This is a genomic window from Varibaculum massiliense, assembly GCF_900106855.1.
GTDB classification, from domain to species: Bacteria; Actinomycetota; Actinomycetes; order Actinomycetales; family Actinomycetaceae; genus Varibaculum; species Varibaculum massiliense.
On the sequence record NZ_FNWI01000004.1, the window covers coordinates 840,643 to 862,703 of the forward strand.

Annotated in this window: 18 protein-coding genes; 9 read left to right on the forward strand and 9 right to left on the reverse strand. The window is 48.9% G+C overall.

The features are described from left to right. Positions 1 to 9: 9 nt before the first annotated feature. From BQ5456_RS03770 to BQ5456_RS03790, 5 genes are all read right to left on the reverse strand, one after another. Positions 10 to 1,377, reverse strand: coding sequence for an MBOAT family O-acyltransferase (locus tag BQ5456_RS03770; protein WP_205407848.1), 1,368 nt, complete (start codon positions 1,375 to 1,377; stop codon positions 10 to 12). A gap of 92 nt (positions 1,378 to 1,469) precedes the next feature. Continuing rightward, complete coding sequence (locus tag BQ5456_RS03775; RefSeq protein ID WP_159428750.1) at positions 1,470 to 2,354, reverse strand: peptidoglycan-binding domain-containing protein; 885 nt, start codon at positions 2,352 to 2,354, stop codon at positions 1,470 to 1,472. A 216-nt stretch (positions 2,355 to 2,570) separates the two neighbouring features. After that, positions 2,571 to 3,245, reverse strand: a complete 675-nt coding sequence (locus BQ5456_RS03780; protein WP_071128824.1) for a peptidoglycan-binding domain-containing protein — start codon at positions 3,243 to 3,245, stop codon at positions 2,571 to 2,573. A 101-nt stretch (positions 3,246 to 3,346) separates the two neighbouring features. Then, the gene (locus tag BQ5456_RS03785) at positions 3,347 to 4,285 is read right to left on the reverse strand and encodes an ornithine cyclodeaminase (protein ID WP_071128825.1); all 939 of its coding nucleotides are present in this window, start codon (positions 4,283 to 4,285) and stop codon (positions 3,347 to 3,349) included. Positions 4,286 to 4,332: 47 nt separating this feature from the next. Next, on the reverse strand, positions 4,333 to 6,168 hold the full coding sequence (locus tag BQ5456_RS03790; RefSeq protein ID WP_071128826.1) for an aminotransferase class I/II-fold pyridoxal phosphate-dependent enzyme: 1,836 nt from the start codon (positions 6,166 to 6,168) through the stop codon (positions 4,333 to 4,335). A gap of 145 nt (positions 6,169 to 6,313) precedes the next feature. On the opposite strand from BQ5456_RS03790, the gene BQ5456_RS03795 reads away from it, so the two are divergent. The 5 genes from BQ5456_RS03795 (at position 6,314) to BQ5456_RS03815 (ending at position 11,589) form a co-directional block, all read left to right on the forward strand. Further along, a complete protein-coding gene (locus BQ5456_RS03795; RefSeq protein WP_071128827.1) occupies positions 6,314 to 8,440 on the forward strand; it encodes a peptidoglycan-binding domain-containing protein in 2,127 nt (708 codons plus the stop codon). A 67-nt stretch (positions 8,441 to 8,507) separates the two neighbouring features. After that, positions 8,508 to 9,059: a hypothetical protein gene (locus BQ5456_RS03800; protein ID WP_071128828.1), complete on the forward strand. Its 552-nt coding sequence runs from the start codon at positions 8,508 to 8,510 to the stop codon at positions 9,057 to 9,059. A 60-nt stretch (positions 9,060 to 9,119) separates the two neighbouring features. After that, positions 9,120 to 9,815 carry a LicD family protein gene (locus tag BQ5456_RS03805; protein WP_071128829.1) on the forward strand — a complete coding sequence of 232 codons (696 nt, stop codon included), beginning with the start codon at positions 9,120 to 9,122 and terminating at the stop codon, positions 9,813 to 9,815. A 29-nt stretch (positions 9,816 to 9,844) separates the two neighbouring features. Next, the gene (locus BQ5456_RS03810; RefSeq protein WP_071128830.1) at positions 9,845 to 10,897 is read left to right on the forward strand and encodes a glycosyltransferase family 2 protein; all 1,053 of its coding nucleotides are present in this window, start codon (positions 9,845 to 9,847) and stop codon (positions 10,895 to 10,897) included. Further along, positions 10,894 to 11,589 (forward strand): DUF1919 domain-containing protein, encoded by a 696-nt coding sequence (locus BQ5456_RS03815; protein WP_071128831.1) that lies wholly within the window; start codon positions 10,894 to 10,896, stop codon positions 11,587 to 11,589. The genes BQ5456_RS03810 and BQ5456_RS03815 overlap by 4 nt, the downstream gene beginning before the upstream one ends. A 232-nt stretch (positions 11,590 to 11,821) precedes the next feature. On the opposite strand, the gene BQ5456_RS03820 is transcribed toward BQ5456_RS03815, so the two are convergent. After that, a complete protein-coding gene (locus tag BQ5456_RS03820; RefSeq protein WP_205407849.1) occupies positions 11,822 to 13,189 on the reverse strand; it encodes an O-antigen ligase family protein in 1,368 nt (455 codons plus the stop codon). 291 nt (positions 13,190 to 13,480) lie between these two features. On the opposite strand from BQ5456_RS03820, the gene BQ5456_RS03825 reads away from it, so the two are divergent. Further along, positions 13,481 to 14,482, forward strand: coding sequence for a glycosyltransferase family 2 protein (locus BQ5456_RS03825; protein WP_071128833.1), 1,002 nt, complete (start codon positions 13,481 to 13,483; stop codon positions 14,480 to 14,482). Positions 14,483 to 14,678: 196 nt separating this feature from the next. Next, positions 14,679 to 16,064: an oligosaccharide flippase family protein gene (locus BQ5456_RS03830; RefSeq protein WP_071128834.1), complete on the forward strand. Its 1,386-nt coding sequence runs from the start codon at positions 14,679 to 14,681 to the stop codon at positions 16,062 to 16,064. 18 nt (positions 16,065 to 16,082) lie between these two features. Here BQ5456_RS03830 and BQ5456_RS03835 read toward each other — a convergent pair whose 3' ends face one another. The 3 genes from BQ5456_RS03835 to BQ5456_RS03845 form a co-directional block, all read right to left on the reverse strand. Further along, on the reverse strand, positions 16,083 to 17,072 hold the full coding sequence (locus BQ5456_RS03835) for a glycosyltransferase (RefSeq protein WP_071128835.1): 990 nt from the start codon (positions 17,070 to 17,072) through the stop codon (positions 16,083 to 16,085). A 14-nt stretch (positions 17,073 to 17,086) separates the two neighbouring features. Next, complete coding sequence (locus BQ5456_RS03840; RefSeq protein ID WP_083378341.1) at positions 17,087 to 18,034, reverse strand: LicD family protein; 948 nt, start codon at positions 18,032 to 18,034, stop codon at positions 17,087 to 17,089. A gap of 96 nt (positions 18,035 to 18,130) precedes the next feature. Then, positions 18,131 to 19,954, reverse strand: a complete 1,824-nt coding sequence (locus BQ5456_RS03845; protein WP_159428751.1) for a polysaccharide biosynthesis protein — start codon at positions 19,952 to 19,954, stop codon at positions 18,131 to 18,133. Between the two features lie 122 nt (positions 19,955 to 20,076). Here BQ5456_RS03845 and BQ5456_RS03850 point away from each other — a divergent pair, with 122 nt between their 5' ends. Next, entirely contained in the window at positions 20,077 to 21,294 is a 1,218-nt protein-coding gene (locus BQ5456_RS03850; RefSeq protein WP_071128838.1) for a DegT/DnrJ/EryC1/StrS family aminotransferase, read from the forward strand. A 29-nt stretch (positions 21,295 to 21,323) separates the two neighbouring features. Further along, positions 21,324 to 21,917, forward strand: coding sequence for a sugar transferase (locus BQ5456_RS03855; RefSeq protein ID WP_235858528.1), 594 nt, complete (start codon positions 21,324 to 21,326; stop codon positions 21,915 to 21,917). Positions 21,918 to 22,061 lie beyond the last annotated feature (144 nt).

Sequence of the window (22,061 nt, forward strand, 5' to 3'; positions counted from 1 at the left end):
CTGCACCTCCTAGAACCTGAAATAAATAAAGGGATGGTAGCCGCCGGCTGACAAGATCAGCAGGTTGGCTGCTAGCAGCACCAGGGTTAGACCCAGGTTCCACACCCGGGTATCTACAGTCGCCGGAGTAAAGCTCGAGGAGGGGTTAGTGACCCCCATTTTCTTCCAGAGTCTCGCTTGCGTAGCCAGGACTTGAGTAACAGGAAGCATAGCTATTAGGGCAGTAAAGAAAATAGTTATGGTCCAAGGGTCTAGGTAAGAGAGCGCCAGAGATCCGGCTCCCACGGTGGATTTGGTGTTGAAACCAAACATATTCGCGTACATTTGCAGAGCTTGGGTAAAGCTATCTGCTCTGAAGACTACGAACGATGCCACCACCACGAACATGGTGTAGAGGTGACCTGCCCAGTGTGGAAGTTTCTTTAGCGGAACTATTTCTTCGAGCATTAAAAATATCCCGTGGATTAGCCCCCAGGCCACGAAGGTCCAGGCGGCACCGTGCCACAGACCGCAGAGCAGGAACACCGTGAACTTGTTGATAACTGTTCGCGCTCCGCCTTTGCGGTTGCCACCTAAAGGAATATAGAGGTATTCCAGGAACCAAGTGGATAGGGAAATGTGCCAGCGCCGCCAAAACTCTTGCATTGTGCGAGAGATATAGGGGTAGGTGAAGTTTTCTTGGAATCGGAAACCGAACATTGCCGCCATTCCGATAGCCATATCGGAGTAGCCGGAAAAATCAAAGTAAATCTGGAGGGCGTAGCAGATAGCTGCTAACCAGGCTGCGTAAAAATCTACTTCCCCGGATTGGTTCCCATAGATTCCATCGACTACTACAGCCAAGGAGTCAGCGATTATCACCTTTTTACTGAGCCCGACTACGAATCTGCGCATCCCACAAGCCACTCCGTTCAGAGTGACTGAACGCTGCGCAATCTGTTCTTCGATGTGCCGGTAACGCACGATTGGTCCCGCAATGAGTTGCGGAAAGAACGAGATATAGAGCATCACTACGAAGGGATCCCGGGCGGCGGAGATTTTTCCGCGATACACATCGATTACGTAGGAGAGCGCCTGGAAGGTATAAAAAGATATCCCGATTGGTAGAGCCACTGCCCCAATCTTTAGGTCGAGACCCAGCAAGGAGTCGATAGTTCCTACGAACATCCCTGCATATTTGAAGAACCCTAGCACTCCTAGGTTGAGGACCAGCGCCAGCGTCAAGATGGCTTTGCGCCCCGCCGGCGCTGCCTCCTCTTTTTTCCTGGTGTCCAGCGCTAATGCCAAAGCCCAGTTCGCCAGACAGGAAACCAGCATTAGCAATACATAGATGGGTTCCCCGTAGGAATAGAATAGGAGGCTGGCTAGTATCAGCACTGCATTCTTTCCCCTTACCGACGGAATTATCAGCGTGAGGATAAAAACCGTCGGTAAGAAGAAAGATATGAAAAGAACGGTGCTAAAAACCACTAGTTAAGGGCTCTCTTATTGGCGTCCCAGTAGTAGATTGGAGCATTCCAGTAAGTCTTGTAATAGAACGCCCAGCCACCTTTGGAGCGCTTGTAGGCCATGTCCTCGTCGGTATCGAAAATATAGGTCGTGCCCGAGATATCGATTTCATTCCAGCCGTGGGGAGCCCGCGCGTTCGCCACGTATCCGAGGCGAATCCGCGCTGACGAATACCCCAATGCCCGGGCTATCCACTTGTAACCGGCGGCAAAGCTGTAACAGTTACCCCCACCGTTGGCGAAGAAACTCTTGGCATATTGAATATCCCAGTTACCACCGCCAGGATGTGACTTTCCGTGTGCGCCAATATAGCGGTAGTTGTTTACCACATAGGAATAGGCGCTGGACAGGGAGCCATAGCGCGCAACTATGGACTCTAGGGTGGCGTCCAATTGAGCATCACCTGAGCCAACGTAGTCAAAGTACATTCCCTTGGCTCTTAATGCCCTCGTCGTCGAGTATCCAACTTTCCCATCAGGGTAAATACCATTGGCTCTCTGGAAGTTCTTGACACATTCTTGGGTTCCCCACCCGAATGACCCATCCGGGGTAAACGTGCAGTACGACGGATTCAGGTAGGTAAGCGCTGTTTGTACCGCTTCAACTTTGTAACCGCTGGAACCATAGCCCATAACGCTTATGAACCTGGTAGCTGGAATTACCCAGACCGGTATTCCCGCTGCTCGCAGGGCTTTCGCGGTTGTCATCCCTACGCCTCCGTCTGGATAGATTCCATGATCCCTCTGGAAAGCTTTCACCGCAGAAGCTGTTCTCCCCCCAAAGATGCCATCAACCCAAAACCCAGCATATTGCGGAAAATATTTATTTAGTCCTTGCTGTAACACGCGTACACTGTTTACGCGAGAACCAGACCACATGGTAGCACTGGTCCAATGGTTAGGACTCGGCTCTGGCGCATCTTTGATAACAATCTCTGCTGCGGAATCCTCACGGACGGCATCGGCAAAGACTCTATCAGCGACTTCACTAGCGGACAGACCCAGTTTTTGCCGAATATTACGTACGCATCTTGCAGTTCCGGCACCAAAAGTAGTATCTGGTCATACGATGGTACATTCATCTGGATACTTCACCATCATCCAAGTTTGCAGGTTGCGAACATACACGCTGTTAGTCTGTCCCTGCACCAGATTAAAGTTAATGTTTATTTTACCGACTATCGCAGCTGGTACCCCCGCCTGACGCATTTTTAAAGTCGTCGTAAATCCAAACCCACCATCGGGATAGACCCCCAATTTGCGCTGCACGCACTTCACAGCTGCCTGAGTTTTCGCACCAAACCCGCTGTCGGGAGTGAAATTAACACATTCGGGATAGTAGTGCGCCAATCCCAGTTGCATGGTTCTAACATCGTTGCTCCATTCACCGGACCAGAGCACCCGAGACACAAAAATGGTCGGTCCGTTGGCAGCGACAGACGAGCGCTCCATGGTCGAAGGCTCAGAATCGGTTTCATTTTGCTCCTGATTTTCAGCGTTGTCACTCGGCTGGGAGCTTTCCGGCTTTGCTTCGCTATTAACCACATCATCGGACTTTTGGGCATCGCCACTAGTCGGAGAGGAATCTTCCGCCCTAATGACTTGCTTATTAATACCAGTATTGACAGTACCTACACTTTCAGATGCATAAGCAGCCTGGGATGAAAGAGGCACCACTAGCACAGCAGCCAGCAGCAGCACTATCAGCCGGAAGTATCTGCGAACAACTTTAGACATAGAACTCGTCCTTTTACTTGGGGCTTTGCCTGCGAAGCCTAACACATGAGATTAACAAATTGTAAGAAAAATGCCTTCTTGGGGAGCTTCACCGCGCAATATCACACCCAGAACTTTCCTTCTGGTTCACTCAGGCTTACCTGGGGAGCATCCGGCATTAGCTCCAAGATTTTATTCGCAAAATAAAGGTCGTGAGCGACGATTCCAATGTTGTAAACCAAGATCCTTTCCTCCGCGCTGGTTCTGCCCGGTTTTTTCTTGGTTAAAACTTCTGCTACCTCGGCGAAGTTTGGGAACCGCTTGAAATATTTAAAATGCTCTATTTGGCTCAACTCGTCACCATATATGCGGTCAAAAACTAGATCCGCCTGAGTAAACCCTCGAGTGTGAATAGGAATCAGGGTAGTACCAGGCTCGAATACCTCCGGGGGTACTACATCCTCATGAAAAACAGTAACCGCTGAAAATACTACTTTTGCGCCGGCTACTGCCTCTTCTAGGGAATCATAATAGGAAAAATGTAAATTTGGATAACTACTAAAGCGTTCGGAAAAAAGTTCGTGTTGATTTTTGTATTTGACTAACCTAACGTCAAACTCCCGGTCTGGGTGTCGGTGAGCTAAAACTAGCATCGCTGCGCGGGCGGTGTTTCCTAACCCCACCATGACAACTGATTGATATCCCGGAATTGCAAGTATGTCGGCACTGTGAACAGCTACTGCCCCGGTACGCATAGTAGTTATGTAATTACCGTCGATTAAGGCGAGTGGTTTGCCAGTTTCAGTCGAGTAGAGCAGAATTTTTGCGTCTAACGCTGGGCTGCGATCAGGATAGCGATTGACTAGCTTAACTCCCCCAATTCCAAAAGTGGGCATCACTATTGGCATAGTGTTCCAGAAACGATCTTCTCCGGGGTTAATACTTATTTTGGCGGGCATAAGCATCTCAGATTTATGCCGTAAAGCATCATCAACCCAATCCCACATAACGGCGGGATCTAGATGTAGTCCCTCAATCTCTTTATGCCCAATTAACTTCATTTTCCCTGCTCTTTTCCTACTGTTTCGTGAGTTACTATCGGCGATTTTTACTGGTCGATTGAGCGTAATACTTCCAGCAAGCGGGCATTGTCCTGGGTGGAACGAACCGCTAGCCGAATGTACTGTTTCCCATCAAAACCCTCTTTTTCAGAGAGGTCTTTTATAATCAGATCGTTTTCCAGACAGACAATAGTAAGTTCCTTTGAACTGTGGGGCGCCAGCACCTCCGCAGTCACAAAGTTGGCTTGCGAAGGGATTACCCGCAGATAGCTGAGCTGGTTCAGATCTTCTACGAACTTCGCCCTAACCGCTTTTATTTTCTCTAAAGCCACCGCATAATCTTTCTGGTATTTTTCCTCTATTTGCAGATAGAACTCGGCAAAAGAGTTTATGTTCCAGATCGACACGTCTTTCTTAAAGCCTGCGATAGCGGCCGTATCCGAACTCGCTAAAATCCCTAGACGCAAGCCGGCAACCCCGTAACTCTTGGAAATGGATTTCATAATGAACAGGTGCGGATGGGAATCCAGGATTTCTTGGCTCAGCAGTGAATTGTCTTGACCTTCAGCAAAGTCAATGAAACTTTCGTCAAGAACTAGAGTTATCCCGTTTTCTTCTGCCCAATCTGCCAGGCGGAGCGCATCTGCCTGGGGGATGAAGTTACCCGAAGGATTGTCAGGGTTAATAACAATCAGGGCTTTTACCCGCTCTCCGTTGTCGGTTTTACCTTGTTCACTACGTCCAAAAAACTCTATTAAGTCATCTGCGGTGTAAGAAAAATCCGGATTGTCTGCCTGGTAAATGACCGGCTTTTCCGGGCAGCGATTGGGGTATTCCTCGAAGGTGGGTCTAACTACTCCGTAGGGCATCGGCAGCTGCGCCATTAGAGATTTAATTAGCTCTGCTGCCCCGTTTCCAACCACTACTTGTTCAGGCCGTAAACCAAAATTCTTGGCCGCCAGTAAAGAGTTGACCCCCATCCCGGAAGGGTAGTCGGCCAGCAAGGAATCAAAGTTCGCCCGGATCTCGTCCTTCATCCGTTGCGGAGGGAAATAGGGATTGACCAGATAGCAGTAGTCCAGCATCTTGGGGTAACGCCAATATCCGCCGTAGCGGGATTCAAATAGTTTCTTGCGCTGGGCGGTATCTGGATGGAATATCGAGGACGCGATATCAAGATCCTGCACATCATCAATCTCGTACCACTTTTGCCCATCTAGGCGTTTGGCTTTTATCCCCGGATCATCCAGCAGAGTAATAACCCGCAAGACCTGCTCATAGTATTCATTGCACCCCAGAGCCTGAGTATAGGCATCTAGGAAGGGAACATAATGCGTGGTAGAGAACTCTTTAGAGAACTTATAAATATTGACAGTTTTGTAGTAAGAATCTATGTCTCGGTAAACAAATTTCTTGCCGGGCACGAAGGCAGAAATATTGTCATCCTCATCTAGTTTGACGACTGTTCCATCCATCCAGGACTCGTATTTATCAACCAGCGCTAAAGTTTTCCGGGGGTCCTCAAGAAGATCGTCTAGCACCCGATCCTCGAAAATCAGATCCGACTCTAGCAGCAGAGTGTCCTCTTCCAGCAGTTTATCTTTGGCTAGCCACAAAGAGTAGATGTTATTGGTCTGGTCGTAAATCGGGTTATCGACGAACTCTATTGGGGTAGAAATATCTAAAGTTGAGATATAGTCAATGAGCTTTTGCCCTTCGTACCCAGTCACAATAACTATTTTCGAAAGTGCCTTAGCATCAAGCTGATGTAGCATCCGCTCAATCATGGTTACCCCATTGACTTTCACCATGCACTTGGTGTTATTTGCAGTAAGATCTTTCAGGCGGGAGCCCATTCCTGCCGCCAAAATAAGTGCCTGCATAGAACCAGCTTTCTATCCATCAATAGCTTTTACTCGGTTTCTGATTCCCCAATCCTACCGAATGGGTGCTCTTTTTCCCGGGCACTCATCCGGCTTGTCTCTAACACAGTTAGACAACAACTTTAACATCTGTAACAATAAGAGCATGTTTACCTGCAGCAACAGATTTGGCAAGCGCGCACTGGCAATCTTGGCTCTCATTGCCACCTGTATTACCTTTAATGGCCTAACAGCCATAACTGCACCTCAAAGGGCGGAGGCAGCTCCAATCACCGATTGGCAGGCCGGATATATTATCTCGGATGCCAACTTCTATACGCAGGGAAACATGAGCGTCTCCCAGATTCAAACCTTCCTAAATAACAAGGGAAAGTATTGCAATGGCTCGAGGTGCTTAAAAAATTATCGCGGTAATCTTGCTTCTTTTTCTGCCGGGTCTTGCCCCTCAGCAGTTACCGGAGGCAGCAACCTATCGGCAGCGGAAATGATTTATCGAGTGTCGAGCGCTTGTAAAATCTCCGCCAAAGTTCTGCTGGTAACTTTGGAAAAAGAAAACGGTCTGGTAACTTCACCGGCCTGGTACAACTCTCGTACTGGTGCGAATGCGTTTAGAACTGCCTTGGGATATGGCTGCCCCGACACTGCACCCTGTGACGCACAGTATTTTGGAGTAGGTAACCAGCTTTATCACGCTGCAAAACAGTTCAATATCTATAAGAAATACCCCAACTACTATAACTTTAGATCCGGGAAAACCTCATGGGTAGGATACAACCCCAGCTCTGCTTGCGGGGGAAGTAAGGTCTATATGCGTAACGCCGCCACCGCCGGCCTTTACAACTACACCCCCTACCAGCCGAACGCGGCTGCCTTGCAAGCGGGACTAGGAACCGGGAACTCCTGCAGTTCTTATGGAAACCGCAATTTTTATTACCTGTACAAATCATGGTTTGGCAGTCCCCGCGCAGCCTCAAAACGCACAGTTACCCAGGCGCAAATAAAAGCCCTTTCGCCCGTAATTTCCAATACCGATCTCAAGAGCGGCATGTGGAACGACACTGTAAAGAAACTGCAAGCAGCCATGCTTTTAGCGGTACCCAGTTACCCACTCTTTACCCCGGACGGCGGATACGGGGCTAAGACCACCGAGATAGTGAAACAGTTCCAAAGTGAGAACGGTCTCTATCCCAGCGGGGTGGTTAACCAAGAGACTTCCTATACCCTGCTGCGTAAAGGTTTCCCGGTATATGTGTTCACCCCCCACAGCTATTACGGCACCTTGGGATGGGGAGCGCGTAGCGATACCGTAACCACGCTGCAAATAGGCGCGAAAGCATTATTCCCGCAGTGGTATTCAGCAGGTATAGATTGGCTTTATGGTTCTAAGAGTGCCGCTTTCGTAAAAGCATTCCAAAAATCCAAGGGGCTTTCCGAAAGCGGAACCATTGATGAGGCTACCGCGCAGCAGCTTCGCCAGGCCGGGATTCCTATTTCCCTGGTGGCGGTAGCAGACCCCAAACCGATTTATCTGCGAAGCACCCTTTGGAGGGGCGCCTGGAATGATGATGTCCTGCAAGTACAGCGGGCACTGGTCAAGAAATTCCCGCAATATGCTCAATTCCAACCGGATGGCGGATTCGGAGCCAAGACCGAAGCGGCAGTTAAAGCAGTTCAACGCGCTAACGGAATCTACCCAGACGGAGGCGTAGGTCCCAAAACTACGGAACTTTTCCGAAAGAATGGAATCGAGGCGGGGATGTTTAACTCCGCTAAATCAACTACCGCCCTAAACCACGGGGTGTGGAACTCGGCGGTGACCACTTTGCAACAGGGTCTGCGTAAGTATTTCCCGGAGAGTTTCCCCTGCTGGCCGGATGGCGGATTCGGAGCCAAGACCGAAGCCGGAGTAAAGGCGGTGCAGAAGCATTTCGGATTGCCGGAAACCGGTTTTGTAGATAAAGCCACGGCTGACCAGTTGCGAAGCTTGGGAGTGCCACTCACCATTTCTGCCCCACCCGAGGAACTTAATCAAACTCTGAACACTCCCTTGGGGCAGTGGCAATGGAATTCTCGGGTAATGGCGCTGCAAAAGATACTCAAATATTACTTCCCCGCGCAGACTCCCTACACCCCCGATGGAGGTTACGGAGTAGGCAGCAAAGCTGGAATGATCAAAGTTCAAAATTTACTGCAAATCAACCCTACCGGGGCGTTTGATCAGGAAACTGCTGCAAAGCTGCAGGAATACGGGATACCCCTTTCCTACAAATAAAATTATGCCATCGGCAACGGCAACTTGCCGACAACCCTTAGCCAATTTTTAGATAGAGGAAGCCGCAGTGAAGAAGTGGTTATTTTTAATTGCAATCGCAGCCGTTACCTTAAGCGCCTGCTCCCCCGTCCAGCCACGGGAAGCTCCTAGTAATAGCGTCGACACCAGCACCAGCGCCAGCCGCGGGCACGCCAACACTAGTGCTCCAGCTACCCCGGATGCAAAATCTGAGCAGCCAAAAGCCTCCGCAAAGTCTACTGCCAAGACTCTGCCTAGTTCCAAAGTTAACGCTGACCAAAAAACTCCGCAGGGAGCGGTAATGCTCTACCTGAAAGCCTTTGCTTCCCAGGACACCGCAACGCTTTGCAAAACTATCACCACTTCAACGGTTAATCGCTTAGAATCCCTGGGGCAAGAATGCGAAAGCACCTATCAAGAATCAGCGGTTCCCGACCCCGCAAAGAATCTTTCAAAATTACAATTTCGCAATAGCGGTTACACTAGCGATGGACGCGGAGTGTCGGTACTGGTTACTTCCGGGAACAAGAACTACTCGTTTGTCTGCGTAGATGAGGGTGGAACCTGGCACGTGGATCCGGAAAGTTATACTAGGCAATAGTAACTAGCAGGAACTTCTCGGCTCTTTTTACAGCCGTAGCACTACGAAAGGCTATGCGACATGATTGCAAGCGTAAAACGCTGGCTTCGCACCTCCTGGTTAACCCGCGACCTCTACCAACGCCTATACGATGTCAAGCATCAGCGTGAAGAACGTTTAGCCAATGCTGCCCTTACAAGCGATGGCGCTAAAGTATTGGCCGACTTCCAAGATGTGATGCGTAAACTCGATGCCGAATGGTACTTAGCATACGGGACCTGCCTAGGCGCCCTCCGCAATCATCAGTTCATATCCCATGATCTAGATATGGACTTTTATCTATGCCCTAAGCCTGAAGCCGGGATTGAAGAAGTTAAGAACGCACTTTCTGCAGCCGGCTATCGCCACCACCACGACTACCAAGTGGAGGGAAAGACTGCAGAATGCAGCTGGGAACGCAATGGAGTCAATTTTGACATTTTTGTTCTCGAAGAGAAACCAGAGGGGTACGGGTGCTATTTATTTAATCGTTTCCCCGATAGTTCCTATAGTCAGGAGCACGAATTTTCTGTGAGCTTGAGTATGGCCCCCCACATCACCGGCAAACGTGAGATAGACCTGGCGGGAGTTATGGTTCCCATACCGGCAAACGCCGAGGATTTTATGAAACTTTACTACGGCGAAAATTGGATAGTCCCCGACCCCAGCTACACTTGGGAAAATTCGCTCCCTTCGCGGAAACGATGCACTAAGCGAGGATACTATATACAGTACTGACCCTATCCACGTCCTACCCCGGAAGTAGCATGAAAACTTTTGAGTCTCTCAGTAACCCCCTTATATCTGTGGGCATTGTTGCGTTAAATGAAGAAGATTATCTTCCCGATATGCTCTCTTGCATCAAGGCTCAAGACTACCCACACCACCTCATCCAAGTGGTGCTGGTAGATAGCGGATCTGAAGATGCCACCCCCCGGATTATGAAGGACTTTGCCACGCGGGCAACCGACTTTGAATCGGCGACAATCCTCCCCAACCCGGGTAAGACCGCACCCAGAGGATGGAACGTATTTCTTAACGCCGCTAGCGGGGAGATAATGGTTCGCCTAGACGCTCACGCCCGCATCCCAAATAATTTTTTGAGTCAAATCGTAGCGGTTCTCGCAGAAGGAGAGGCAGTAGCTGGTGGTCCACGCCCTACTATCACTCCCAAGAATGCCACGGCCTGGCAACAGGTATTGCATACCGTCGAAGAATCTATGTTCGGGGCCTCGATTGCGAAATATCGAGGTAACTCAAAATCTGACTCAAACGCACCTCAGTACGTAAAATCAGTGTTCCATCCGGGATACCGCAGATCAGTGATAGATGCAGTGGGGCCTTTTAACGAGAAACTTACCCGTACGGAAGACAACGACTACTCCTACCGGATTCGAAAGGCCGGATATAAGATTCGGTTTGATTCCCGGATCTATTCTGAGCAAATAATTCGTCCTTCACTGCTTGCCATGATTAGGCAAAAGTACAATAACGGCTACTGGATCGGGAGGACGCTTTTTATACAACCCGGATGTATCGAGGTATATCACCTGGTGCCGGGGGCTTTTGTATTTGCAATTGCCGCGGGAATCGCGCTGCGACTACGGGGAATTAAGCTACCGCTGCGGCTGCTAGCCGCCAGCTATGGACCCGCCGACCTGGTTTTAAGTGCGGCATCTCTTCCGAAAGTTAACCCGCCCACCAGTAAAGCTGCCAGCTTACCCTTGATTTTCCCCGCCCTCCATATTGCCTACGGCATCGGCACCTGGAAGGGAATATTAGAGGGGCTAAAAGAGACATTCCGAGGAGGGCGAGGGTGAATCTTGATTCCCTGCACAGTTTGAAGAGTAAACTGCAACTGCGCTGGCATTTATATAAAAACCGGCAGCTTGTAAATCGGGAAGTAAGCATTATTTCCAATAACTGTATTGCGGGAGTCATCTATCATGACTGTGGTTTACGTTTTCTTTCCCCTACCGTGAACCTTTGGTTTTCGACTGAAGATTTCTTCACCTATGCGGCTAATATCCTTGAGTATTCCCCACAACAGGGAGCAGAACTACGTGAGATTTTTGAGGAGGGAATCAGTTATCCCCTGGGGTTATTAACTCCAAAATCTGCGGATTTACCCGCGATAAAGCTTTACTTTCAGCATTACCCCAGCTTTGAAATTGCGAAGAAAAAATGGGAGGAGCGTTCAAGGCGAATAAACTTAGAAAACATATGCATGATTTTTGAGTGTTCTCAGCCCATTGCAGAAAGCAGCCCTATTCCGGAACTTTTTCGCGCCGCTCCCTATTCCCATAAAGTTATAGTTACCAGTAAGCATTCGGTAACCGGTAAAGGCACTGAAGTTGTACATCTTCCGGTATATGACTTGCCAGGTTATCAACCGGGAAAACTTTTTACCACCAAAAGGAAACTGTCCTTATCCCGGTGGCTTGACGATTTTAACTATGTAGAGTTTTTAAATCGCACTAAAGGAAAGCTACTTACCTCGACACTCGAGTAGCTTTTCCAACTACCCTTGTAGAGTCAATGTTCGAAAACAGGGATTATAAACAATTTCTAACTGACATATGAGCGCGTCAAGTAACGCGACTCCCATGCTCAGGCGGGTCACCTAAGCCCTGGGGACGATAGCTAGGAAGAATTCTAGCTTCGCCGGCACCTGGTTACTTACTAGACAAGAGACGCGAGCACACGAAGCCATCATTTCACGCTACCCCCCCTGCTCTGCGGTATTAGCGCTCAGAAAGCAGTTTCGCTTCCCGCAACGTGATTACTGGAATTCGCATCGGTTCTGAACTTGGGCGCACTATTAGATAACTCATGATAATCAGCAGAATCCCAAATAAGTAATCCAATCCCAAGAACGAATCAGTCAGAAACGTGACCCCACTCATAATAGTCAGCCAGGTCATTCCCAAGAAGAAATCGGACCAATCGGGGTGACGCTGCTTTAAGGCTTTTCCATAGCTAACCAGGCAGCCTAAGAAAAATACCACGTAGATTCCAAATCCGAGAGCCCCGTAGCTGATTAAAACATCCAGATAGGAGTTATGCACGTAGTAGCCCCGCTCTAACATTTTTTGCTCACTCGGTAAATGTTCCGCTTTCGCGTATTCCACAGTGTTATAGGGGCCAATACCTACTACCCGGTGCCCCTTCCAAAGGTCAAATGTTTCTTCCCAGATATAAACACGCGCTGATTTAGTGGAATCACCTTTATTTACGCGAAGCATACTAATGTCATCTACCATCTTCCAATCAGAACTGGTTTTCTTTGATCCGTCAGGATGAATTAGTTTAAAAACTTGCGCATAATAGGCAATTTCTCCCTCTATCAGGGTGTCTATGGTGGCATTTACCCCAGTGTAGCCCAAGCCTCCGACAAGGATTACCCACACCACCAGCAGAGCTTTGGATTTCTTTTGTAGATACTCGCTGCGCCGATAATAAAACACGAATAGGCAAAGGCCAATCACTGCCAGGGTGATTAATAGGGATAAGCGAGCACCCCGAGAATTACAACCAGCAGTGGCAATAACCAGCAGAACTAAATTTATCCAGTACAAAATCCGGTATCTTTTTTTACCCCGCGTAGTAAAGAAGATTTTTTCCCGATAAATCAACGCCCAGGTAGTAACAAACATACTGACTAGCCCAAATAATGCAGCATGATTAGAGTCCACGTTCATACCGAAAACAATGAATACCCTGTTCCCGGCCTCATAGGTAAAAGATTGCGCCCCGAGATGACGACTAGCACCCGCCAATTTATCCATAAAAGTGAAGCCTACGGCAACCATCGTGACCGAAGTGAGTGCCTGTAATCCGGTAATTATTTGTGCGGGCAGCAATACCTTGGCAAGCTCCCTATGCGGTTTGGAACTGCGGGCTATATGGGCTCCCAGCGGATAAACTAATAACACTGAAACTGCAAGCAGAATCCCGGATTTTATTTGAGTTACCGGGTTTACCGCATAGTTGACGGCTAAAGTGATTAGCGCAGCCGGCAACAGCAGCACCAGTACTTTTATCCAAGGGGCTTGAAAAAAGGTTCGATCCTTTAATAGATAATAACCAATCAAGACATATGCCCAGAGCACAAGTGGATACTGTAGGGGACCTAAAAAATCCCCTAAAACCGCTATTTGTCGCAGCAGCAAATAAACCAGGTAGGAACTTACACAATACACAGGGTTCAGAAGGACGCTACGGAAAGCTTCACTCATCCTCGGCTTTGACTGCACCGCGACTCCATTATTCGCTAATGATTCGTTCACATTCTCACTCCGGTAAATAAGCTTCCACTTTACTTATTAAAGACAACTAGAGTTTACCGCAGAGAAAGGTTTTCGCTTCAAAGCAGAGAGTATTTCCTATGAGATACTGACAATATGAGGTTAAGCGTAATCGTTCCTTTTTATAACTCGGCAAAGTTCTTACCACGCCTAGAAAAAACATTATTTGAGCAGCAAAAGCCCCGGGAAGAAGAACATACAGAAGTTGAGGTAATTATTGTCGATGATGCATCTTCACCGGAAGAACATTGCTTGTTAGACAAGGCAGCCAAGCGCAACGATTGGCAGCTAATTACATTAACTGAAAATGTAGGCCCCGGCGGAGCTAGGAATACCGGCATTTCTGCAGCTAGCGGCGACTATCTGGTATTTCTGGATTCTGATGATGAGTTTATGCCCGGTACCTTCGAAAAACTTACGGATGCCGTAACTGAAACACCTTGTGATGTATTGCTTTTCGACTTCAGTATCATCGATGGGGGAAAAGAACATTCTTATACCGTTCTCCCTGAATCCCCGGCACAACTTGATTACGTAAGCACCGATTACGCACTGGCATTTGCCCGGGGAGGGACTTGCGGGAAAGTCTATCGCCGCGATTTTCTGCGTAAGCACGGTCTGGGATTCGGAACCGGCGTTCGGCACGAAGATACGGTGCTTACCAAAACTGCACTGGCCTGGGCAGATAAAGTTGCTTACTTACCAGAGAGTCTATACTGCTACCAGATTCACGCAGGTTCTTTGATAACTGATGACTCTAACTCTTCCCTGGAAGCATCTTTTCAAGCCTTTGAACAGATCCGTAAACTTACTACGGGTAGGCATCCTCAAGAAATCGAATATGTCTACATTGTCGAAGTAATCATTTCCTGCGCGATGAAATTTTATCCCTTAAAAGTAACCCGCAGTCAGGCGCGAAAACTATTCTTACGCTTTGTCGCAGACTATCCTAACTGGGTAAAGAATCCTTACCTACAGAAAGGCGGAATCCGTTACCGCTTATATGCCGCTTTAGCTCAGCGCCACTCCTATCTGGGGCTGCTAATGCTTTCCTACGCGGAAACCGTGATGCGAAAAATTTTAGGTCGGGGACACTGACTCCCTCCCCATCTGGAGCACTTTTAGGTAAGAGGTCAGAAACGAAGAAGCAGGCTCCCCTAAGAAACCTAGTTGCTATCTCAGTTTCGGGTAACAATAACTATGCCGCTCGCGCGGTTTGTCCGTTACTAAATATTGTTTTACCATGCTTTACTTGTAGACATTAAGTCTGAAACAGCAAATTCTAAGGAGAAGCGTGGAGATAGAAAATAAAGGCACTCCCGGCAGTGCTAAGCCTGTTTCCAGCGACAACACTGTTCCCAGCGATGTTCCTGCTAGTTCGAGCTCCGAACCTCAAACTATCGATTCAGCTGCCACTACTAGTGAAACCGGGAAAACCAATAAGAAGCGGCTGCTTAAGAATACGATTTTTCTTTATGTCTTAGTGTTCTCCGGATATTTCTTTTCTTTCATCACTGTTCCCTATCAAACCCGAGTGCTGGGCGCCGAGCTCTACGGAAAAATCGGGTGGGCAATGGCGGTGATGGCATACTTCAGCGTATTTATCGAATTCGGGTTCTTACTTTCTGCCACTGCCTCTATCGCGGGAAATCGCGATAATAAAACCTATGTCGAAAAAGTGGTAGGAGCGGTAACCCTAGATAAACTACTTCTTACTCTCCTCAGCCTGGCAGTTCTCGCCCCCATGGCGTTTTTCTGGCAGAAGATGAGTTCAGATCCTTGGTTCTACCTGCTATGTTTCCTCTCGGTTTCCTCTGCCAGCTTTATGCTTGATTTCTTCTACCGTGGTATCGAAGAAATGCAAACCATCACCATCGCCTCGGTTTCCTTACGCGCTCTCTTCACCATCGGGATTTTTGTTTTTATGCATAAACCCGAAGACTACTGGATGGTTCCCGCCTTAAATCTGGGAGGTAACCTCCTCGCAGCCGGATACGTATATGGGCACATGTATTTTAAGCTCGGCTACAAAATGCGCTGGCCCGGTCTCGGTTTTGCCTGGCAAATTCTAAAAGAGTCTACTTGGTTTTTCTTATCCCGAGTTGCTAGCACCATCTATACCGCTACCAATATCTTCCTACTTGGCTTCGTCTATCCGGTAGCCAGCATCCCCATCGGTGTCTACACCGCCGCCGACAAACTGCTGGGGGTAATGAAACAAACTATGGGACCAGTATCCGACAGCCTCTACCCCTATATGGTGCGCAACCGCGACTTCAAACTCCTAAAGAAAATACTGCTCTCGTTAATGCCGGTGGTGGCGTTGGGCTGCATAGTGGTTGCGATTATCGCCGAGCCTATGTGTTCTTGGTTTTTTGGGGCTCAGTTCCGTGATGCTGGAAAAGTATTACGTCTGATGATGCTTATCCTGTTTATTACTTTACCGGTCTACCTTCTAGGGTTCCCTACCCTCAGTCCCCTGGGAGGTGCAAAAGCAGTTAACCAATCGGTAATCGTGGCTTCTATTTTTCACGTCTTTGCACTCTGCATAACCTTCGTCCTCGGTTTCCTGAATATCTACTCGGTGGTGCTTCTAACCTTCTGCACCGAAATGATTATTCTTATTTACCGAGTGGTTGCAGTAGCTAAATACTGGAAGAAATCAAAAGCTGGGCTGTGATCCTGACACCCCAGCTACTTACTTTATTCGTAAGGCAAATCGATAAATAACCGTGGCTACCGCGATATTTATGCGTGCCGTCACTAGCGTGGCAGCATCTATTTTCCGCAGTCCTTTTAGAGGTACCCGTCTGGCCAGTTTCTGTACTCGTTTTTGCAAAGAACGGTAGCGAGAATCTTGGCGGTAACTGGGATCAGCAGAGTACTCCACCAGGCAATTGATGCCAGCTTTAAACGCAGCCAGAAGCGCGAGTTCCGCTTGCGGGAGCTGCAGGTCACTCAACAACTTATGGTGTTCTTCGTAAAAATCTATCCCGTCTATATGCTTCCAGGATGGAGTAGTCATTATTGAGGACTCGTTACAGCGATAGTGATAAAACGGTGCGCGAGTGAGCGCAACCCGTTTGGATTGCAACATCACCGGAAGTGCTACCGCCACGTCTTCATGGAGACGCCCTTCAGGAAAATGCAGATTTTTATAGATTCGCCGCGGATACAGTTTAGATACTGCCACCGTAAGCTGTTGCAAAACCGCGCCCCCATACAGCTGCGTTATCGCTTCCTTTTGGGAAAATAGGCACCATCTTGCTTCTTTACCAGGCTGATTCATAATGGATAGTTCACTATCATCAGAAAATCTAGCCAGACCACAAATCGCTAAATCAGCTTGCAGCTTTGAAATCCCTTCCATCAGTTGCCGCACAAAATCTGGATGCAAGGAATCATCGGAATCGACGAAGCAAAGATAATCCCCACGAGCCCGGGCTAAACCAAAATTTCGCGCGCTAGAAAGTCCGCCATTAGGTTTGCTCACCACTTCCAGTCGCGGATCAGTGTAACTTTCTGCTATTGCCAGAGAGGAATCAACAGAACCGTCATTTACCACTACTACCTGCAGGTTTTTGTAGCTTTGTGCTAACACGGAATCAAGACAGGTACGCAGGTATTTTTCTACGTTATAAACCGGAACAACCACAGAAACTAGCGGCTCACTGCTGTCATGCTGCATTGAAATCGTTTCTTTTAGTAGCTCATTCCTGCTTTTCGAGGATCAAAACGCCCGTTGGTCATATATTTATGACAGGGGGTATCCAAATCCATGAAATAAACTGCATGCTTGGGTTGCTGCTCGTCGGCAGGAGGCGGGGTCAGGTATCCGTCACCGTACTCGGCACGCAAATAAGTATCATAGTCATCGGGCACTCGGTACTGCTGTTGTGTTTCCGCAACTTCCAATGGCATATCGATTCCCCGACCAAACCATTTCCGCTGGAACGGGGTAAACATTTCCTTCGGGCCGTCACAAATCGTTGCAGACCATTCGTGGCTGTCATAATCCCACTTGCTCATTTGCTTCTCGCAAGTCCGCCAAAGCTTATATCGCCAGCGGGGATGAGGCACTAGCGCTAAGGCTACCTTAGCTATTAGTGCCACTACTTTGCCGTGGTTTTTCGGCACCTCAGCCACGTTGTAAAGATTGAAAATGAGTCCCATCAGCATCTGCCACCACCAAGCTAAACTCTTTGGCTGCGGCGCACCATCTAGGGGAAAAATATCGATGGTCAATCCCTGGGGAATTTTTTTATCAATTTGATAGGGAGTAACCAGGGTGGTGAAGTTGTCACATATTTTTGCCATTACATCCCCGGTATGAGTATTAGCGCCGGTACGAACATAGCTAAAACGCTCCGTATCTGCCTCTCGATTCCAGAGACTTGCAAGACGCTCGTAATCAGGACGGGGCATATAAACATCTACATCGTCATCCCAGGGAATAAATTTCCCATCGCGAGCCACGCCAATCACGCAGCCTCCGCAACCATAAAAACGCAGCCCATGTTGATTACAAAAATCCGCAAAATATTGGTAAATCTCCCAAGACTTTTGTTGCATCTTACGCAGTTCATCGGCACTCACCGGACGCGTCTTAGCTACCCCCAAATTTCCCATCTTGCCATTCTCCTCAGTCATTTCTATTAATTTCGATTACCGATTCCAGCCCGTACGACTCTCCACTAAAACGAGAAAATAAATTTACCTAAAATAATCTTCTTCTAGCCGCAACTATTAGTAAAGCACCTGATCTTTTGCGGTCACGAAATCGTGCTCTGTCATTAAGGCTTCCGGAGAGATTTCAGGGACAGTGGTATGCGAAATTAGCGGATGGAAGGGCCGCTCATCCTTTTCGGCCTCAAAATGCAACACTTCGGATAGCTTTTCCCCGGGACGCATCCCGGTAATCTTGATTTCAATATCCTTCCCGCTCATTTCAATCATGCGCCTCGCCACGTCAATGATTTTCACCGGCTCGCCCATATCTAGTACCAGCACCTCACCGGGTCGGCCAATCGCTCCCGCTTGAATCACTAGGGCGCATGCTTCCGGAATGGTCATAAAGAAACGTTCCACATCCGGATGCGTAATGGTGATCGGTCCCCCCTTCTCAATCTGGGAGGTAAAAGTCCAAAGTACCGAGCCGCGCGAACCCAAAACATTGCCGAAACGTACGCTAACGTAGCGCCAGCCCTTGTCAGCCACCTGCTGAGAATAGTGTGCCACTATCCGCTCTGCCATGCGTTTAGAACGCCCCAACACTGTAGTGGGTTCAGCAGCTTTATCAGTAGAGATATTTACCAGGTTAGTAACCCCGTACTCCACTGCCAGCTCTACCACGTTCTTCGATCCCAAAACATTGGTTTTCCAACCCTCGTCCGGGTATTGCTCCAGCATCGGTAAATGTTTGAGTGCGGCGGTATGGAAAATGACTTCCGGATGGTGGGTTTCAAAAATCGCGCGCAGCGCCTCCCTATCCCGAATGTCGCAGAGGGCGAAATCGGGGGTATCCAGCATCCCAGAGCCATAAAGATCCAGCTGCATAGCGTGTAACTCGGATTCATCCCGGTCTAGTAGCACCAATTCTGCCGGGTTCAAGGCTTTCACCTGACGGCAAATCTCGGAACCAATGGAGCCCCCCGCACCAGTTACCAGCACTCGCTTACCTGTCACATAGCCGGCAATTTGCTTTAGGTTAGTCTTGATTTCCCGCCGCCCCAACAGGTCGGTCACGTTCATCTGGCGAATATTGCTTAAATCAACTTTCCCATCTAGCATCTCCCCTACTTGCGGAGCTACTAGCAGTTTCAACCCGGCATCTTTCGCCAGCTGCGAGTACTCACTTTTTACATCCCGCAACTTCACACTGGAATCTGCTGGATCGGGGTGCTCGGCATTTATAGAGAAAATCGCGGTAGTTACCCCTAGTTTTTTCGCGATTTCCGCTAAATCCTGGCGTTTGCCACGAACCGGAACCCCGCGCAGCCGCAAATTCCGTTTCGCAGAGGCATCATCTATCAAGGCCACCGGAATATAAGGAGACTGGGAATCTACCTGCATTTGATTGATCAGCTGTTCCCCAGCAATCCCCGCACCGATAATAATCACCGGCTCCGGATCCTCAACCCCGTTCCTGCGTGCCTTTTTGAAAAGCCGCCAAAAAACTCGCGCGCTGCTCATAATTAATAGCCCCAAGGCCGGGCTGGCTACCGCCACCACAATACTGACGAAACGACCGGGATACACCAGGGTAAATAATGCACCAACCAGCGCTGCCGCTACCACGATGACCCCTAAGCTGACTACCTCTTCGAACGAGGCAATCCAGTAGCGGTTCATGTAGTGTTTCGATGCTAAACCGGCAGCTGCTTGCACCACCACCGCTACCACCGCGAAAACCAGAATCGCTTGCTCATCAAGCGCGCTCAAGGTGAAATCAAACCTGAGCCAAGCAATAATAACTACCGCCAAAACCCAACTGAGAATATCCGTCGCCAGTAAAATACAGCGTCGCAGCCACGTAGGAATAAACACGTATCCTCTTTTCTGCCTTTTCATAAAACCTAAAGCCATTCTAGCGTTTACTCAGTAACTACCTAAAGACAATGCCGCGGGTAAAGGAAGAAACATATTAGTGAGATAATGGCAGCAGGATTGCTTGCTGACCGAAAGGCTAAAAAATGAAAGTACCATTTTCTCCTCCTGACATTCGGGAACAAGATATTGAGGCAGTAGTAGAGGTACTGCGCTCAGGTTGGATCACCTCCGGTCCGGTGGGGGAAAAGTTCCGCAAAGCACTGACGGAGTTTTCAGGAACCGCCGGAACCATGCTGCTTAATTCGGCAACTGCTGGTCTTAAGAATGCCCTGCGGTTTTTGGGGATTGGCCCCGGTGATGAGGTAATCGTTCCCGCCTACACCTATACCGCCTCGGCCTCTGTGGTTGCTCACGTAGGGGCAAAAATCGTGATGGTAGATGTGGAACCAGGCGACTACTTTCCTTCTGCTAAGCGCATTCGGGCGGCTATCACCAAGAACACGAAAGCGATTATCCTCGTAGATTTAGCGGGACGGATGGTTGATACTGCACCGATTTATGAAGCGATTGAGGATGCCCAGCCACTTTTCCACCCGAGCAATGCCCTCCAAGAAACCTTAGGACGCATCGCCCTGATTATTGACGGCGCACATTCTCTGGGAGCTACCGGATATGGGATGCATTCGGGGCAAGCCGGCGATTTCACCGCTTTTTCTTTCCATGCAGTCAAGAATCTAACTACTGCCGAGGGCGGCGCCCTGACCTGGCGCACAGAAAATCCGCTGTCCGATCAGGTAGAACACTTCGTCAAACTCAACACTTTGCATGGGCAGTCAAAATCGGCGCTAGAAAAAACCAATAGCTCCGGTTGGGAATACGATGTCCTTTTCCCTGGCTATAAAGAGAATATGCCCGACACCCTGGCGGCTTTGGGGTATTCCCAGTTGCAGCGCTATCCGCAGATGATAGCGCGCCGCCACCAGATTATTGATTCCTACTCCCAGGCACTGGCTGATCTGCCGGTGACGGCGCTGGCTCATAGTGGTACCGATGCCCAAGGACGCAGCTGGAATAGTTCCGGTCACCTCTATTTACTTTCCCTGGACACCTTGGGGCTTGCGGAGCGTAACCAGTTCATTGAAGAAATGTTTAACCGGGGAATCTCGTGCAATGTACACTACAAACCACTGCCGATGCTGACCGCCTATCGTGACCTGGGGTTCAAGATTTACGATTTCCCGAATGCTTACGAGGCGTACTGTCACGAGGTCACGCTACCTCTAAACACGGTGTTAGACGATGCTCAGGTAGAATACGTGCAGGAAACCGCTAAAGAAATTTTGTCTAGGATGACTAAATAATGTTTCCGGCAGACGCAAGGGAAAAATCTGTGGACACTAAAGAGGTTATTGACCGCGCTATTGCGGCGGCGGCATTGATAGTGCTCAGTCCCGTATTTGCGGTGACCGCGCTGGCTATCAAACTTGATTCGGCCGGTCCGGTATTTTTCCGACAAGAAAGGATCGGGCGTTTCGGGGTTCCCTTCCATATCCACAAATTTCGCACTATGCGCAATGAAAAACCGAAGAAAAATATCTCTGCCAGCGGTGATCCGCGAGTAACCAGGGTGGGCCGGGTTCTGCGGAAAACCAAGATTGACGAGTTAGCGCAACTCATTGATGTAGCTCAAGGATCGATGTCACTGGTGGGACCGCGTCCGGAGGTACCCGAATATGTGGAGCAGTGGCCGCAGGACAGGAAAACACTGATTCTTTCGGTGCGTCCCGGAATCACTGACCCGGCGTCGATTGTTTATCGTAATGAGGCCGATGAGTTAGCCAGTGCCACTGACCCGGAACGCTACTACACCCAGGTATTGATTCCTAAGAAGACCAAAATGTATGCCGATTATGTACGTTCACGGTCTTTGCTGGGTGATTTCCGGATTATTTTGCAAACCATTGCCACTGTTGTGCGCGGTTAGCTAGATTTCCGCGCCCTACAGAACGCCGCCAGCGCCGCCGATAAAGAAAACCGCACCTGGCGCAAATAAAGGAGCCAGGAACCAAGCTGGGTTAACCCATGCATTAGCCCCAAAATGCTAGAGGCGGCGAGGAAAACCTCGCCG